The sequence below is a fragment of the Streptomyces sp. NPDC002054 genome, assembly GCF_040296685.1.
Lineage (GTDB): Bacteria > Actinomycetota > Actinomycetes > Streptomycetales > Streptomycetaceae > Streptomyces.
Genome location: NZ_JBEOXT010000020.1, coordinates 149,881 through 166,508 on the forward strand (window position 1 = coordinate 149,881; position 16,628 = coordinate 166,508).

Annotated in this window: 12 protein-coding genes and 3 pseudogenes; 9 read left to right on the top strand and 6 right to left on the bottom strand. The window is 66.7% G+C overall.

Features of this window, described 5'->3' with window-relative positions:
- Positions 1-4: 4 nt before the first annotated feature.
- A complete protein-coding gene (locus ABT123_RS20675) occupies positions 5-847 on the top strand; it encodes a PE-PGRS family protein (protein ID WP_351316508.1) in 843 nt (280 codons plus the stop codon).
- Here ABT123_RS20675 and ABT123_RS20680 read toward each other — a convergent pair.
- Together ABT123_RS20680 and ABT123_RS20685 are read right to left on the bottom strand one after the other, a co-directional pair.
- Positions 777-1,352 carry a hypothetical protein gene (locus ABT123_RS20680; protein ID WP_351316511.1) on the bottom strand — a complete coding sequence of 192 codons (576 nt, stop codon included), beginning with the start codon at positions 1,350-1,352 and terminating at the stop codon, positions 777-779. The two genes, ABT123_RS20675 and ABT123_RS20680, sit on opposite strands and share 71 nt — an antisense overlap.
- Before the next feature lie 23 nt (positions 1,353-1,375).
- Entirely contained in the window at positions 1,376-2,425 is a 1,050-nt protein-coding gene (locus ABT123_RS20685; protein WP_351316514.1) for a hypothetical protein, read from the bottom strand.
- A 1,056-nt stretch (positions 2,426-3,481) separates the two neighbouring features.
- Here ABT123_RS20685 and ABT123_RS20690 point away from each other — a divergent pair.
- Positions 3,482-4,381, top strand: coding sequence for an HNH endonuclease (locus ABT123_RS20690; protein WP_351316517.1), 900 nt, complete (start codon positions 3,482-3,484; stop codon positions 4,379-4,381).
- 126 nt (positions 4,382-4,507) lie between these two features.
- Here ABT123_RS20690 and ABT123_RS20695 read toward each other — a convergent pair whose 3' ends face one another.
- Complete coding sequence (locus tag ABT123_RS20695) at positions 4,508-5,317, bottom strand: TIGR02452 family protein (protein ID WP_351316520.1); 810 nt, start codon at positions 5,315-5,317, stop codon at positions 4,508-4,510.
- A gap of 350 nt (positions 5,318-5,667) precedes the next feature.
- Positions 5,668-6,807: a competence protein CoiA family protein gene (locus tag ABT123_RS20700; protein ID WP_351316523.1), complete on the bottom strand. Its 1,140-nt coding sequence runs from the start codon at positions 6,805-6,807 to the stop codon at positions 5,668-5,670.
- 459 nt (positions 6,808-7,266) lie between these two features.
- Between ABT123_RS20700 and ABT123_RS20705 the strand changes: the two genes are divergently transcribed.
- From ABT123_RS20705 to ABT123_RS20715, 3 genes and pseudogenes are all read left to right on the top strand, one after another.
- The gene (locus ABT123_RS20705) at positions 7,267-8,064 is read left to right on the top strand and encodes a hypothetical protein (RefSeq protein ID WP_351316525.1); all 798 of its coding nucleotides are present in this window, start codon (positions 7,267-7,269) and stop codon (positions 8,062-8,064) included.
- 96 nt (positions 8,065-8,160) lie between these two features.
- A complete protein-coding gene (locus tag ABT123_RS20710) occupies positions 8,161-8,547 on the top strand; it encodes a hypothetical protein (protein ID WP_351316528.1) in 387 nt (128 codons plus the stop codon).
- 15 nt (positions 8,548-8,562) lie between these two features.
- Positions 8,563-9,077 (top strand): annotated as a pseudogene (locus ABT123_RS20715) (pyridine nucleotide-disulfide oxidoreductase); the annotation flags it as partial.
- A gap of 22 nt (positions 9,078-9,099) precedes the next feature.
- On the opposite strand, the gene ABT123_RS20720 reads toward ABT123_RS20715, so the two are convergent.
- Entirely contained in the window at positions 9,100-9,837 is a 738-nt protein-coding gene (locus ABT123_RS20720) for a TIGR02391 family protein (protein ID WP_351316531.1), read from the bottom strand.
- 50 nt (positions 9,838-9,887) lie between these two features.
- A pseudogene (locus ABT123_RS20725) lies at positions 9,888-10,376 on the bottom strand (GNAT family N-acetyltransferase).
- A gap of 319 nt (positions 10,377-10,695) precedes the next feature.
- Between ABT123_RS20725 and ABT123_RS20730 the strand changes: the two are divergent.
- From ABT123_RS20730 to ABT123_RS20745, 4 genes and pseudogenes are all read left to right on the top strand, one after another.
- A complete protein-coding gene (locus ABT123_RS20730; RefSeq protein ID WP_351316533.1) occupies positions 10,696-14,175 on the top strand; it encodes an AAA domain-containing protein in 3,480 nt (1,159 codons plus the stop codon).
- Complete coding sequence (locus ABT123_RS20735; RefSeq protein ID WP_351316536.1) at positions 14,168-15,565, top strand: phospholipase D-like domain-containing protein; 1,398 nt, start codon at positions 14,168-14,170, stop codon at positions 15,563-15,565. The genes ABT123_RS20730 and ABT123_RS20735 overlap by 8 nt, the downstream gene beginning before the upstream one ends.
- Positions 15,566-15,859: 294 nt before the next feature.
- Positions 15,860-16,240: pseudogene (locus ABT123_RS20740) on the top strand (MFS transporter); the annotation flags it as partial.
- Between the two features lie 84 nt (positions 16,241-16,324).
- The gene (locus ABT123_RS20745; protein ID WP_351316539.1) at positions 16,325-16,537 is read left to right on the top strand and encodes a hypothetical protein; all 213 of its coding nucleotides are present in this window, start codon (positions 16,325-16,327) and stop codon (positions 16,535-16,537) included.
- Positions 16,538-16,628: the final 91 nt, after the last annotated feature.

The following is a 16,628-nucleotide window of genomic DNA, read 5'->3' on the forward strand; positions in this document are numbered from 1 at the left end:
ACCCATGGAGATCGGTGAGCACTGGGCCTATCGAGCAAGGCCGAAGGAACTGGGTGGTGCACTACGCCGAGTGGAGATCGTCCGAGTGGGCGGCGCCGGCAGATCCGGGAGCGTCCATGTGCGCTTCTTGGAGGGTGACGCAGCCGGCCTCCAGGAATGGGTGACCCCCAACTGTCTGCTCGTCCTCTGGGCTGACGTGGACTCCTTCCGGGCGGACGACGCGGCGGAGCTGGCCCTGGCCGAGGCATCGAGGGCAGCGCGGGGAAGCGCCGAATTCGAGGCGGCCCGGATGATCCTCGGCCTCGTCCGACCCAAGGGCCGGCTACGCCTGCGTAAGGCGGTGGCCGACGCGGGTGTCCTGGAGCTCGGGCGCCTCGACGAGACCGCGCCACTCGTTGGCATGGACGCTGCCAGACTGCGCGACGACCCGATGCTCCACGAGGACCGCCACGGCTGCTCCCTGGCGGGCTGGCCGATCACCGAGCGGATCGCACGCCAGGTCGCCCAGCGGATGGCCGACGAGATCCTCCCGGAGGTCGACCAGCGTCAACGAGCCATGGAAGAGGAACGTGACCGAGCTTCCTGGTACGGCTACCAGCGCCGGGACGACCGAAAGCTGGACGCGGAGAAGGAAGCCCTGCGCACGGTGCGAGAGTGGTGCGGACAGGAGAAGGCCGAGCGCCACGACGAACTGGTGGCCCTGAGGGAGGAAGTGCTACGACTCGGCGAACTGGTCGAGCGCGCCGTGAAGGCGCTCCGCGACCGGGGCCACGGCGTCATCGCCTCCACCATTGAGCGCGACCTGGGCGTCCATATCTCCAGCCTTGGTCCAGACGTTCGTCGCTGAGCGCCCGCGAGCGCTCCGGCTCCGGCCGTACCTCCGGCTGGGCCGGGGCGGGCTTCGCCGGCGGTTTCTCCTTCTCGGGACGATGCGGGTGCCAGCCGTCGAGGAACGGACGAAGCTGGTCACCCGTCGGCTCCGCGTGGAAGTTCCGCCCGCGGAGCCCTTTGCGGCCCAGGACGGGATCGAGCCGGTTTGCCTCTGACCGCCCCCAGGCCGACCACTCCCGAAGGCTCTCTGCCTCGACAGGGTCATCCGCCTGGTCAGCGGCCTCGTCCAGCGCGTCGCAGAAGGCCCGCATCTCACCGGCGGCTCGCCACTGGTCCAGAGCCGTCCCGAACGTCTCGGCCCGCGTCGCGTCCACCGCCTTGATCGAAGCCACGCTGACCGCGGCCTCCCACTTCTCCTGACGCCGCCGCTGCTTCTCCGCTTCCAGCCGTTGGCGCTCGGCTTCCTGCCTCGCCCGCTCCTGCTGCAGCCGACGCTGCTCCGCTTCGCGTTCCTCCCGCATGCGGCGCTGTTCCGCCTCGTACTTCAGCTGGCCCGCTCCTGCTCCTGCGCACGCGCCTTCAGCACCTTGAAGACCGCATCGATCTGGTCTTCCAGCCGCTTCCCCTCGGTGTCGGCCCACTCCGTCTTGATGCCGAGGCGCAACTCGAGCTCCCCTGAGGGCTCGAACCGGTGCGAGGGCGTCACCCGTTGCCAGTCATACGTACGCTGGCCCGGCTGCTTGGGCACGTATCGGACCTGCCGCTGCCGCTCACGGAAGCTAATCTCGTACGTGATGCCATGGACGGTGAGCAGCGGCCTTGGCTGCTTGCGCTTCCTGGAGACAGTGATATCGCCATGGAGGGTGAAGGCGCGCTCGGCAAACAACCGGATCAGAGACAGAATCCGGGGGAATACCTCTTCCGAGACCTCGAAGGCGCTGTGGTCCTTCTCGACTGCGGCGATCACATCGTCGATGTCGGTCAGAGTCCGGCTACGCGCGAGCCGGATGCGGTTCCACTCGGTGTCATCCTCGCCGCTCACCCGGAGCAGCCCGAAGCAGATGTCGCCCTTGGCCCGCCCGGTGTACTTCAGGTGGTACCCGGCAGGAGGGCACTGCCTTGCGGCATCGAAGGCCCGCCGGTACCGAGCCCGCTCCGCCTCACCCGGATCTGGGATGCGCAGGAAGTGTCCGGCCTGCTGCACCTCCGCGATCAAGGCCGCCCCGATCTCCGCAGAGGAGGGCTGCCGAGCCTTGGGCACACGCGGAGCACGAGGTTTCCTTTCCGCTGGAGTCTCGGGATCCGGAGGCTCAGACTCTTGGGGTGCAGTGGCGGCCGCCGTTGTACGGGTCCTCCGTGGCGTGGGTTCGGGCCGGTCTGGGTGATGGCCATGCTGGAGGTAGAACCGCCCCGCCTCGACGATCTCCGCCTTCCACCGCCCACCTTCCTGCGGCATGGTGATGAGGCCCCGCTCTTTCAGGACCCGTGCGGTGCGGGCGAGGTCCGGGAAGTCAGAGGTGACGGGTTCAGTGCCCTCTCCGATGCGTGTGAGGAGGGCAAGCTGGCGATCGTTGAGCGGCGTCCAACGGTGCATGTGATCGTCGTACCGTCTCTCCTCATGCCGATTCAAGTCGTGTGGCAGCCCAGATACCAGTCACCGCAAGGTGGTCATCATCATCGTGACTCCCCACCCCGCTGACGGCGGCGGCCTTTTGGCAGGAGTCTTCGTGGATGAGGTCCCGCCGTTGCTGACCTCGGCAACGGCAGTGGGAGAAGCCGATCTTCGCACCGCGCATGAGACCTGGATCTTGGACTGCTGACCGCAGCAGGTTCTTGGTCGGCTGGCGGTACAGCAGTCACACCCGCACTGACCAGGGAGAACGGCGCTTCATGCAGCTCTCGGGTGGGAGCTGGTCGGGAAATGGTCCGGATCTTGGTCTGGCGGGCGCGCACTCGGGCTGCGCCTCGGCAGCAGGGGAGCGGTCTCGACGACGCTTCTCTCGCTGACACCAGCTGCCGGCCGTGTCAGAGGTGTGAGGGAGAATCCGCAGCTGTACGACAAGCGCCGCGGAGCGGAGCCGAGATGGGGGCGGGGCTGTGACGGAGAACGAAACCCTCTTCCGGGGGGCCGCTGGGGGATATGGCGCAGACTGAAGCGGGCTCTGTAGGAGTCCATCCGGCAGACCTCTACATGGCGGCGGTCAGCTGGTGGTCTGCGGCCGTGGCCCCTGCGGTCTCGATCGCTTCTTGGCCGAGCGCCCCGGTGACGGTATGGGCGTCTGTGGTGCGGCGGGAAGGTACCGAGGACGATTCGCTGCATGGTCTCCTTCGCCAGCTTCTCAGCGAGTCGGCTCCTTTGGCATTCCACCACGATGTGACGAACCGCAGACTGCTGGGTGCGGCCTGCCACGCAACCCGGCGTGCCGAGAGGGCCGGTGTCGGTGCTCCCAGCTTCCTCCTGACGGGTTCACCGTTCATACCACGTCGTGGGGGCTCCAGTATCAGCATGTCGTTAGAAGGGCCCATACGGCAGGCGTGGGACGGCCGGCACAGTCTGCCGACCCGCGGAGTTGGACGCTACCGGTCGGGCAGACCCGGACCTCAGTTCGGGTCACTGTGGGAGGTGTCTGCGCGGGAGTGGCGCGGTTTCTTGGCGACCGACGCGGCCACGTACTCGCGCCTCCTGCACTTCTCCCGCCGCTCAGCGCCTGCCCGGTGCACGGACCCGGAGCCGGGCAGCTGGCGCCACGAGCTGGCAGCGGCATACGGCTGGGCCTTCAACACCCGGCCCGAACTGACCTACACGCGCCGTGCGCGCCGACAGTGGCACATGATCCGCACGGCCGTACATCATTGGGAAGACCTTCCCGAGCGGCACGCCGACTTCTTCGTCCGGATCGGCGATCACGTCTCCCGCATCGCGGGAACTCTCGCCACCACCGAACGCACCGCCATCCACAGTGCCCACGTGGAGTCCGCCTGGTCGCTGACCCGCCGTGCCGTCCTGGACACTGCAGAACTCGCCGCGATGGACCGCAGCGCGGTGGAGCAGTTCATCAAGGACCTGGACGAGACGCTTTCCGACATCGAGCCGGAGGAAGGGCGAGCGGCGCCGATCCGCCCGGTCCAACCTGAACACAGTTCCTCGCGGCTACGAGGTAGTGGCCGCCGCGGACAGCAGCAGGCGACCGGCAGCAGCAGCGTGCGCAAGCTCAAGGAGTGGTACCAGGATCAGTGCCAGATGTGCGCGGCTGTGTTGGTACTGCCCTCACCTCGGCATCGGTACAGCGAAGCCGCCCACATCCGGGCGCGGGAGGACGACGGCCCCGACGTGGTCGAGAACCTGCTGTGTCTCTGTCCGAACTGTCATGTCCTCTTCGACGCGGGCGCACGGATTCTGACCGACGACCTCAGGGTCGTCGACACCGTGACGGGCCGGCTCGGGGAGCGGATCCGGCTCCACCGATGGCACTTCATCGACCTCGAGTTCGTGCGCCACCATCGTCGGCGCTGGACCGGCGATGAGCGTGGCGGCGCTCTCTTGGACTGAGACGGAGGTGCGATGGCAGGCACCTTGACGATGGCTCCGCCACCATGTCCGGCTGCCCCGTCTCGCCACGGGCGATGCCGGTGCGCCGGCCGGCGTGCTCTCCGATCCCGGTGACGCGGAACGTCGTCAACCGGCGAACCTGGCTCGGAAGGCGGCGCGATTTGGGGAGTCGGCCGAACGGTCCCAGACAGCGAAGGTGATGCGGACGAACGGGGCACCGTGGGTGTCGAGGGCTTCGGCGAACGCGTCCGCCACCTCGGCCGGGTCGTTGCCGAACACGCCGCAGCCCCACGCGCCGAGGACGAGCTCGCGCACCCCGTGGTTGGCGGCCACGCCGAGGACACGGCGGGCGCGTTCGGTGAGGGTGCCCTTGACGTTGACCTCCTCACCCGGCGAGTGCAGCGCCAGCTGGCCGGCGTTGGGCGCAGGGGAGGTCAGGAAGGAGACCTGGTACGGCTGGTCGAGCAGAGCGCGGGAACCATCGCGGATCACCGGTACGTGCGGAGAGAAGATCACCCGGTGGCTGTAGTTCAGGTCGGCGGACGTCCGATGGGCTGCGTAGTAGTCGGGGGCCTCAAGTAGGCACTGGTAGAGGAGGGCGGTGCGGCAGAGGTCCTCCTCTTGGGCCTTGGCCCCGCGCAGGTACCCGCCACCCGGGTTGCGGGCCGAGGCGAAGTTGAGGACGGCGAGGTGCTCGACGCCCTCGTCGGTGAGGCGGCGGGTGGCGTGCATGCTGTCCTCGTCGGTCACCTCGACCTCACCGGTGAAGGGTCCGGTGGGCGCAGGAGTGAAGGCGGGGGAGTAGGAGACGGTCCCGGAGCGGGCGGCTTCGAGAGCGGAGCCGATGGAGACCCGGGCGCCGGTGGAGGTGGTGTAGACGCCGGTGGTCGCAACGTGCTCGTTCTCGGTGGCGAGGTTCCTCAGACGGTTGCTCATGGAGGGCGATGGTAGCGAGGGATTATTGTTAGGGTGACTATTTTTGCGAGGTGAGATTGCGGCCTCGCAGATCACGGCGAGGCGTCCACGTCTTGGCCTATGACGAGTCCGGGAGGAGCGCCCCCCAAAGTCCTCGAAGCACACCCACCGTTGCCGTCGATCGCCTTCTGCGGCAGTGGCGGGCGTTGCCCGAGGAAGGCGACGCCCCTTTCCTGTAGGGGGCTTCCTTCTCTAGAGGAACCCGAGCTTCTTGGTCCCGCTGGCCCGGGCAGCAGGGGTCGGCCAGGAGCGGGAAGTCGTGGGAGGGATTGGGAGTAGGGGGCGCTTCCGTGGGCGGCCCGTCCCATCCGCTACGGCCGGTGGCTGTCGCAAAGCCATCCGGCGGGATAGAAACGCGCGGGCGCCCCGCATGGCTGTACTCCTGCCCCGCACTTGCCCCGGTAGGCGATCGGCAGTGCCCCCGTCACCGCAGGCGTCGTGCTCGGGACGGACGCTGGCGAGCGGGGTGCCGGGATGTAGGGGAGCGGCGCGGTCTCGTGGGCCGGCGGGGCCGGGGGCCGGACGCGGCACGTGGGGTCGCCGTCCTCCATGGGGAGCCGGACCTGCCGTTGCTTCGGCATGACGGCGGGCGGTTCGCCTGATGTCGCGTCGAGGTACGTAGTGTGATCGTCAGTGGGGGTCCAGAACTCGAACGCCGTCCGCTTCACCTTGACGACCGCTCGCACGTAAAGCCCCGAGGCGGCATCTCGAATGAACTCGTCGAAGGGGCGTTCCGCAGGTCGCGTGGTCGGATGCCAGCCTCCACACTTCCCTGTCCGCTTCTTCGGGCACGGCCCCGGAAACCGCTCGTCGCACTTGGCGAGCTCGATGCGTCGAATGCCACCGCGGAAAGGGATGGGGGAGTCCTGCTTCATGATCAGTTCGATTGGAACCCGGTCCGTACGCAACCACGGAACCGTCGTGTCCCGCGCCATGTCCTGGCTGTCCGTCTGCCATGCGTCAATGACGCCCACCCGTCGGGCCGCCACGTCCCGTGCCTGAATCTCACGCGGGTTACGCGGGGACAGTTGTGACTCGAACCCGAGGAGTACCCCGTCCGCCCCACGGATCAGGACGTCGCTGCGGACTGCGCCGTCCTTGCTCGATCGTTCCTGGACGGCAGTGTGCCCGCCTTCCTCCGCGGCCCGGACCGCCCGGTCCTTGTACGCCTTGTGCTCGTCAGACTCTCCGCCGCCGTAGTGCCGGTCCTCGGCGTCGCTTCGCATGTGGGCAGCGACGACCTTGCCCAGCCGCCGGTACACCGACATCGGCTCGACGAAGCCCCGCCCTTCGCATACCTCCGCGCACGTGAGGCCGCGGAGCGGTACGGGCAACCGACGGTCCCTGAGTAGCTGTTCGAGCAGGGCTGCGCCGCCGGCCACTCCGAGGTCTGGTTTCGTCAGATCCAGTCGTTGGTCGAACCCTGCGAGTCGCACGTACCGGTTGGGCATGCTGACCTCCGCTCGCCACGCGGCCGCGATGGGCCGCCGCTTCGATCGTGACAGGGGCCACTGACAACCGACGAGTCGAGGAGCCTCTGGCCTGTCTCCAGCTGGCCCTGCGCACGGGCGAGGTTGAGTGCGGCGAGGGCAGGGTGGGCCGCGTCACCGCGTCCCATCGGTCGAGGTACCGGACAGCCCACCCCCGCGGGCAAACGTGACGATCAGAGTGCGAGGACGAGCACCGGGGTGTCGGTGGCAGCGGGCAGAATGATGGTCTGCCGCACTTGCGGGACGGGCCCTGTATGGGGTGGGAGGGGTGCTGTGAGGTTCAGAAGGCGGACGCTCGAGTCGCTGGGAGATCTCATCTGCGGGAATCTCGGGTCGTCGGATCCCGCTGGTGGCGAGCCGCCGAAGTACTTTCCGTACAGGTCCAGTTCGTACATCACCGAGTTCTTTGGTGAGTTGGACATGGACTGGCAGCACGACGGTTCGACACGGCACCGGTGGGTGGCCGAGGTGCTGGAACAACTGCTGGCCGAGCCGCACGAGGGGCCGGCGCACCCGCCGGAGTCCTTCTGCAAGGTGATCGATCACCTCATGAACCCGGCGGACGCGTTGAACGAAGGGCTCGACAGGCCCAATGCCTTGCGGCAGCTGAACGATGCTCTGATGCGGGAAGGTTTCGAAGCCTTCTACGGAGAGGACAAGCACTGCTACCTGAGGCACGTCGGGACGAACACCGTCTCCGTACTAGCCAAGAACCCGCACCGGCCTCTCAGCACCGCAGAGATGCAGCGACGCTCGGCCCTCGCCGCCTTCCTGGATACGTGTAGCGAGGACGAACTCATCGAACAAGTGCTGCTGCCGATGTTCCGGCAACTGGGGTTCCACCGCATCACGGCGGCCGGCCACCGGGACAAGGCGCTGGAATACGGCAAGGACATCTGGATGCGCTACACCCTGCCGACCCAGCACTTCCTGTACTTCGGCATCCAGGTAAAACGCGGAAAGCTGGACGCGATGGGCAAGTCGCGCGCGGGCAACGCCAACATCGCCGAGATTCATCAACAGGCCCTCATGATGCTCGCCCACGAGATTTTCGACCCCGAGACCAACCGGCGAGTGCTGGTCGACCACGCTTTCATCGTGGCAGGCGGAGAGATCACAAAGGCTGCAAGGAACTGGCTGGCCAATGTCCTTGATGCCTCCAAGCGGAGCCAGATCATCTTCATGGACCGCGACGACTCCTCAATCAATTCGTCGTGACGAGCCTGCCACTCCCGGAGAGGGCGATGCCCGCTGCTCCCACACCGCCCCTGAGTACCGTTCAGCCACCCTTCTAGGCTTCGCCAGGAGAACCCAGTGCCCGCTACCAACACGCAGCCGTACAAGACGGCCAGTGTCCTCCTCGTGATCTTCACCTCATACCGGCTGCCGGTCGCCTGGGCCACCGCACGCCTCTGGCTCAGGAACCGCAAGACCGAACAGGCTCAGGCCCCCATCACCTATGCGGTTGCTGTGTGGGAAGCCCGCTACGGCACTCCCTTCGGCATTTCCGCCCGCTATCTGCGTCGCCATCGCTCGCGACTGGTCGAGTCCGCGGCCGTTTACGGAGAGCTGGGGCGAGAACTCCCTGACGGCGCACCCGACGTCATGCATGCCATGCGAGACGATTTCCGCAACGTCCAGACTGCCCTCCGGTCCTTCAACACGCGAGGTGGTCCATCGGCGCCTGGCGACGGCGCCTGATTCTAGGCCTTCGGGTCCGGCGCCCAGATCGCCGCCGACCTCGCCCACGCCGGCGACCCAGCGCCCGCCGCGTTACCTCGCCGACGACATCGACGGCCGCGCCCTCTTCGACGCGGCGACCGCCCGCCGCCGCGCCCTGGACGTCGGCCGCGCCGACACAGGGGGCGTCGCCTCCCTCGGCGACATCGTCGCCATCCCCCCGTACGCGCCGCCCGCGACGCTGGACTGCTCACCCCTACGCCCATGTTCACCCGCCTCACGCCGACCGGATCGAATGGGCCGACGGCACTCGCGCCGAAGCGGACGTGGTCATCTGGTGCACTGGCTTTCGGCCCGCCCTCGCTCCGTTTGCCACCCTGCGGCTGCGCGGCACCCGCGGTCATATCGCGATGGACGGCAGCCGCGCCGCCGACGAACGCCTGCACCTGCTGGGCTACGGCGACTGGACCGGCCCCGCCTCCGCCACCCTCATCGGCGTCGGCCGCCCAGCCCGAGATACCGACCGGGAGATCGCCTCCTTCCTCGCGTGATGCGGCGTGCCTCGGGCGAAGATCAAGTGATCACGGTGGCGTTGTCGACCCAGCGGGCCAGCACGCTGAAGGCGGCCAGTTGCTCCAAGGCCTCTTGCTCGGGCAGTTCAGGCAGCTCGTCCTCGTGGCTGTTGGGGTTGCGGATGGCTGCGTAGCAGCCCTCGGCGAAGGCCATCGCACCGCGGTGCACGTTGCGGTAGGTGTCGCCGCCGTCATCTTCTCTGAGCCGGAGCCGTGGCTGGCCGGGCTTAGGAAGGTCCTGGGAGAAGGCCTGCTTGAACAGGTTGGTCTCGCTGACGTCCTTGCGGCCGAGCTTGTTCTGCGTTTCCGCGTTGACCTTCCGCGCTGCCGCTGTGACTGCTTCGCGGAAGTGGCCGCCCTGCCACAGGGGACGCGCACGTTCCCAAACCCAGGGGTGCAGCGCGGCGGCACTCACCTGCGGGGCGTCATCACCGAGCCGCTGACGTATCTCGGCATCTCGGTCCAGGACGACGACGGCCCGCTGAGCGGCTTCCCGGTGCTGGTACCAGCGGTTGACCCGGTCGTTGCGGGGCACCTCGTCCCGCCATCGGGGCAGCATCCGGTCCAGGATCTGTTCGACCACGTGGGCGCTGGCGACGATGTCCTTCTCGGCGGCCCTGGTGATCTTCCTCGTCGAGAAGACGATGATGTCGCCGGGCGAGTGGTCCAGGGGGCGCAGCTCGGTCAGTTCTAGGAAGCGGTCCAGCTCGGCGCGGGCCCACGCGATGTCGATACTCATGCAGGGCAGTGTGCACCCGCACGCCGACACCGAAACCGAGAGCGGGCCGGTCAGCCCGCGACTGAACTGCGGCGCTCCAAAAGGATCACATCGCGCCAGACGCCGCGGTGCCGACCGATCCGTTCCCGCGTGCCGGTGATCCGGAAGCCGACCCGCTCGTGGATGGCGAGGCTGGCGGTGTTCTCGGGGAAGGTGCCGGACTGGATCGTTCAGATCCCGGCCTCCTCGGTAGAGCTGATCAGCGCGTCCAGGAGGGCGCGGGCGACAGCCTGGCCGTGGGCGTCGGGGTGGACGTAGACGGAGTGCTCGACCACGCCCGCGTACGCACACCGGTCGGAGACCGCGACCCACCCCAGCACAACGCCAGCGTCGTCGAGGGCGACGAAGCGGTGGCCGGGCAGCTGGGCCTTGTCGAACGCGGCCCACTCCGGCGCCTGCGTCTCGAAGGTGGCGTTGCCCTCGTCGATCCCCGCCTGGTAGATGCCCAGCACTTCTTCGGTGTGCTCGGGCAGGAGCGACTCGATCCGCACGCTGATCACACCGCCTTCGCGGCGCTGCCACTCGAGGCCGACGAACGCCAGCGCCAGGTGGGCGAGGGAGGCGCCGCCGCAGTGGCGGGGGACTCCGGCCGGGAGAGGGGTCTTGCATGGTGTGGTTGCACCGCTTGAGCCGGCTGTCGCCAGGCCCCTGCAGCACCTCCAGCAGAGGCGGCGACATGCCTCCCGCAGGACGCCAGCCGCTCAGTCCGTGGCCACTGCGCCCGCGCCTCGTGCGAGACGGGGACATCGGGGCGGGTGTTCAGAATGACCAGCACTTCTCTGCCCAAGTCCCTGCGTGAAAAGGGAAGCAGCTGGCAGGATGATCCGTCTGGGGTGGGACGCACCGGCAGCGGTGCTGAGCAAGGAGCAGGGCGTGGGGGCACAGCAGATGATCAATCATCGTTTTTTGTTGCTCCCTCAGGATCCGCGACCAGGCGGTCTGTCTGAGGTCCGCAAGGCGGTCGACACCAGTGGCGCCTCTGGAGACTACGCTGCTGTCAAGCTGCTTAAGCAGCGTGATGACGAGGTCATTCAGATCTTCCTGGAGCGCGAGACCAGCTCCCTGAAGGCGCTGAAGCATCCGAACATTGTCCGGATGCTCGACTCGGGCTGGGATTCCGACCTCGGCCGGTACTTCATCGCGCTGGAATGGGTTGATCGTAGCCTCAAGGACGACATGGCTCTCGGCAGGCCCATCGGTTGGACATCGTTCTTCGCCCGTATCGGCAAGCCTCTCGCGGCAGCTTTGGCCTATGCGCACTCGCAGAAGATCGAGCACCGGGACCTCAAGCCAGGCAACGTCCTGCTGACGGAGGATGGCACGCCCAAGCTGGCCGACTTCGGTATCGCTAAGATCCGGTCCAAGGCATCCGCTGTAACCGACGAGACGGTGGCGGAGTTTCGCTCGAACCTTTATGCGCCGCCCGAGCAGGAAGACGCGATCCCCTACGTCCGGGACGTCTACGGATACGGTGTCCTAGCCATCCAGGTTCTATCCGGTGGCAAGGCGGGCGACTATCCGGACCTTGCCGAGGTCTTGGCTGAGCTGGATCTGGACACCGAGGTCCGCTCGATCCTGCAGTCCTGCATCGACTTCGACCCCAAGAGGCGTCCCGCGAACGCCGCCGTACTCGAACAACGCCTACTCGAAGCTGAGCAGGCCTGCAGCAACCAGCAGGCCCGCCAGAGCAACTTCGTATGGCTCAAACTGACCCGCCGTGCGGCAGAGCTCCTTAGCGAGGTTCCCGCCGGCACGGATCCAGACTGGGACCTAGCCAAGTCCGCGGTTCTCGCCGATCTGGCCGGCGCCGTCCACGCCGACTACGGACACAACCCGAAGACAGACGAGATCGACAAGGCCACCTTGCGCATCTTCGGGCGTTCCTGGTTCCTCCGGCTCGTCGAGGACGAGCACCAGCGCGACCGATGCGTGATCGTCGCGGCCGATGCCAGAGGGGAGGAATGGATGGCCAAGCGGCGTGAGCGGTCCGTGCCGATCGGCCCGGTCCTCACCTGGACATTCGACGACCCCGGCGAAGATCCCGCCTATGACGGTCTGACCCTCCTCCTTGACCGCCTCGACGAACATCTCGCCCATCGCGAGGAAGCCGCCAAGGCCAGCAGGGACCAGCACCTCGGCGACCTATTCGACGGCTGGCGCCGACTGCTCGAAGCCCGCGAAGAAGTCGCGGCAGATGGCCGACAGAACATCGACTACGAGCGCGTCACCAGCAGCGGCCGCACTCGGGTTTTCCACCTGACCATGCCCACTACCGCCACCCTGGTTGGCGAGGAATGGTCGGTCGCCCCCAACTCCTACACCCGGCCTTTCGATCGCGGCGAGGTTACCGCCCAGACCGATGACACTCTCGCTATCCGCTTCCGACGCCCGGATACCGTCCTTCCCGGCCGAGGCGTCCTGTTGCCTTTCCTCGGCCCCAGTCAGAGCGCCCTGAACCGGCAGCGCGAGGCCCTGACCAACGTCTCTGCAGGGCAGACTGCGAACCCGGCCTTGCGTGAGATCATCGACAACCCCGCCACCATTGAGGTCCGGCCGCCTGCCGAGGTTACGCGTTGGTCCCGTACCGACCTCGATAAGAGCAAGCGTGAAGTCGTTGCCCATGCGCTGGGCAGTCAGGACATGCTCCTGGTCGAAGGCCCTCCGGGAACAGGAAAGACGACTGTCATCGCGGAGATCGTCGAACAGACCCTCAAGCGTGATCACCACGCCCGCATCCTCATCGTTAGCCAGACCCACATTGCCATCGACAATGCCCTGCGCCGCATCGCAGACGCAGGCATCGAAGGGTTGGTCCGCCTCGGCCGCCCCGACGACCCGCGTGTCGCCGCCAGCGTGCAGCCACTTCTCCTCGACAGGCAAGTCAAACGCTGGACCCAGCAGGTCCGTACCCGGGCCGAGCGCTACTTGGACGGCATCGCGTCTCGCAACCGCCTGGAAGGACGACACCTCAAAGCCGCACTCATGCTGGAGGAACTGGCCTCCGTCGCTGCCAACCTCGACCACGTCACCCGCAAGCTGGAAGAACTCGCCAGTCAGCCAGCCCCCGACCGCACCACCTCCGCCCGTGAACTCGGTGAGGAAGTCGTCACCGTACGAGCCCGTCGTGACCAGCTCATCGAACAGCGCCACGAGCTCTTTGCCGAAGCTCAGCGCATGCTCGCCGGAGAGCTGACCCTGCGCGAAGACCTCAGCACCGCCGACGCGCGTGACGCGGTCGAAGCGCTTCTCGGTACCTCAGGCCCTGGCCAGGAACTCATGCGGCTGCTCCGCCTCCAGGGCGAATGGCTCCAACGCATCGGAACCGACCAGAACCTGATCACGGCATTCCTGCGCACGCGCCAGGTCGTCGCTGGCACCGCGCTGGGCTTCCTCGGTCACCCTGCCGCCCGCGACTTGGAATTCGACCTGTGCATCTTCGACGAAGCATCCAAGGCCACTGCAACCGAAGCCCTCGTGCCCCTGGCCAAGGCCAAGCGATGGGTATTGGTCGGAGACACCGCACAGCTTCCCCCAGTCGATGAGGACCTGCTGCGTAATCCCAAGATCATGGCCGACCACCAGCTCATCCCCGAACTGGTCACCACCACGCTCTTCGAGTACCTCATCCGCAACACCGAGGCCCCGGTCAGGCACATGCTGCTTGAGCAGTACCGCATGACGCCGGCCATCGGGAAGATGATCTCCACTTGCTTCTACGACAAGAAGCTCATCTCTCTCAACGACCACACTCTGGCTGGCTACGAGGTCATTGGTAAGCCCGTCATGTGGCTTGACACCTCGAAGCTGGCCGACCGCCGTGAGTCTGAGCGCAGTGCCACCCAGACCAGCATCTCCAACCGCACGGAGGCCCAGCTGGCCATCCGCCGCCTGGAAGTCATCGACCATGCCATCGCCAAGGGCGTCATCAAGGTCCCCGCTGGCCGCACACTCGATGTCCTGGTCATCGCACCCTACGGCCGCCAGGTCGAAGACCTGAACCGTCGCCTGGCCTCGGCCAAGCTCAAACACCTCACTGCTGAAGTCCTTTCCGTCGATGCTGTTCAAGGCCGCGAATGTGATCTCGCGGTCTTCTCGGTCACCCGAAGCAACGCCCGCTCCGAGTTTGGTTTCCTCGGCCAGCCATACTGGCGGCGCATCAACGTGGCTCTATCCCGCGCCCGATTTGGGCTCACCATCGTCGGCGACGCCGCGTTCTGCCGCAGTACGCCCGGCGCTCTGCGCGACGTACTTGACTACATGGGCAACCATCCCGAGGAGTGCGAGATCCGCGATGCCTGACTTCAGTCCCGACAGCCTCCTCGCAGTCCGCTTCAACGACGCCCGGTCCGGTCTAGAACTCGTAGCCATCGTTGACGCCGCCCTGCCCGTCGCCCTCATCACTGCTGATGTTCTCGCGCAGGACCGGAAGAAGCTGCCCTTGCTCGACGAGTTCGTCCTGCGCCTGGTCAACAACAAGGTCACCACCGAGCAGGTCATCACCGGTCTCCTGGGCGTACCCGAGCGCATGGTCACCCAGGCCGTGGCTCAGCACTTCTCGGACGACTACCTCACCTACGCGTTGCCCCGACCGGGAGCGGACCCCGCCAATAGGAACTTGCGCCTGACAGGGAGGGGAGAGCAGACCGCTCGGGAACTGGCCGCCATCACCCCCGTACGCGTTGAGCAACCACTTGTTTACGATCAGCTTCTATGGAAGGCCAGACCGTATGACCGGCACACTGTTGTTCCCCGAGGGCAGGCCGACGAACACGGGATGCTTCTCCTGCCCACGGCTAAGAGTGGTCCGGTCGAAGCGGGCGACATCTCGGCTGCAGACATCAATGCCCTGCTGAGGGAACGCGGCAACAGTGATCGTGAAGTCCTCCAGGTGAGAGGCATCACACAGGCCAAAGCCAGAAGGGTGCTGCCGGCCAAGATCCTCGTCTACGCGAGCCCCGACCGCACCGACATTGAACTGGGCGTCGTCGTCGACGGCGAACTCAGTCACGCGCACGAGCTTGCACTGATCGCGGCCGGCGGGGCAAAGGCACTCGGTATTACCGTGGAGCCCGCGCCCGAACGGCAGATCCTCGAGCCCGAGCTCGAACAGGTTCGTGTCCCTCTCGCCGAAGTCACCCAGCAGCGTGCTGAGCGAGCTGCGGTGCAGCTCAGCGCATCGGGCACGCTGCCCGATGCGATCTCTGAATCCTCACTGGTAGAGCCGAAGATCCGGGCGATCGGCGTATTCGAGCACCCTGACATCCTCGACGAGGCACTAACCCAGGCTCGGACCCGGATCCTGATTATCTCGCCGTGGATTAAGAAGGCGATTATCACCACGGAGTTCCTCAGTAAGCTCGAGACCCGTCTCAACCGCGGGGTCAAGGTCAACATCGCCTACGGCTACGAGGAGAACGACACGAAGTCGGATCCGATCGCCATTCGTCGGCTCGAGAATCTTGCCGCACGTTACCCCGACAAGTTCGAGTTCGCGCGCCTCAAGAGCACACATGCCAAGGTTATGGTCTTCGACGACGTGTGGGTGACCACGAGCTTCAACTGGCTGTCCTTCAAGGGTGACCGCAGCCGCACCTATCGTATGGAGGAGGGCAGCCTTATTCACGACAAGAAGCACGCGGACGCCAAGTACCAGCGCTACCTCGATCTGATCGGACAGCAACGTCAGTAGGGGAGCGTTGTGCCGGCTTGAGCAGCGGCTTCCCAAGCGGCGGTGACACAGCCCCATCCCAGTGCCACCACTCCTTTGCTTCACCGTGTTCCAAGAGCGCGCGGATCCGCGGCAGGTCAGGCGGGAAATCCAGGGCCACCATATGGACTGCTCAACCCCCTCGCCGGTCGTGCCGAGGCGGTGGAAGATGTTCAGCACGCTCTGCCGGGCAGTGGCTGACCCGTCGTCCTTCAGCACGATCAGCCGGATCGTGCAGTTCTGAGACGGCCGGACCGTCTCCCTGGCCCAGAGAACACCGTCACCCTGATCGCCCTCGGCGCCCTCACCACCGCGGCTCTCGACTGCGGCAGGCCCTACGCCCTACTCGTCGCCGTCGCCGTCTCCGTCCTCGCCGGGGTGATCCGAGGGAACCTCACCCTGCTGCAGGCCACCGCCGTCACCGACCGCTGGGGCATCACCCACTACGGTCGGTTCTCCGGCCTCCTCGGAGCACCCGCCCACGCAGCCGCCGCCCTCGCTCCCTTCACCGGGGCCCTCCTGGCCGGCCCCCTCGGCGGCTACCCCACCCTGTTCGCCCTGCTTGCCGCGCTGGCGGTCACCGCTGCCGTCACGGCCCTCGGAGCCCGCACGCGCCACCCCGAGGGCGGGGTGACAATCTGCGCCGGCAAGAGCTGAGATCGACACCCTGGGACACCACAGGCGGGTGCCCCCGACACGGGGGACTTCTTGTCCGCGGCGGACAGCGAAGGACAACGGCACATGCCGCACTACACCTTGAGCCAGGCCGTGCGCTTGCTGGGCGTCAATCACGACACCGCCCGCCGCCAGGCCGGTGCGTCCGCCCGGCACGGCGCATGGACCGAAGCCCGCCGCTACATGGGCCGCGTACTCCTCGCTAAGGCCCGCCTCCACTCGACCGAGAAAAAACCGAAGAAGCTGTCCTGCCCGCCAAACTCACCGCATAGCCTCTAGTCTTCTGAGTCAGGAATTCCGTTCAGATGTGTAGGCTTGGCCTGTGGCGCGTACTGGGCGGCCGAAGGCCGAGTTGATCCTGTCGGGTGAG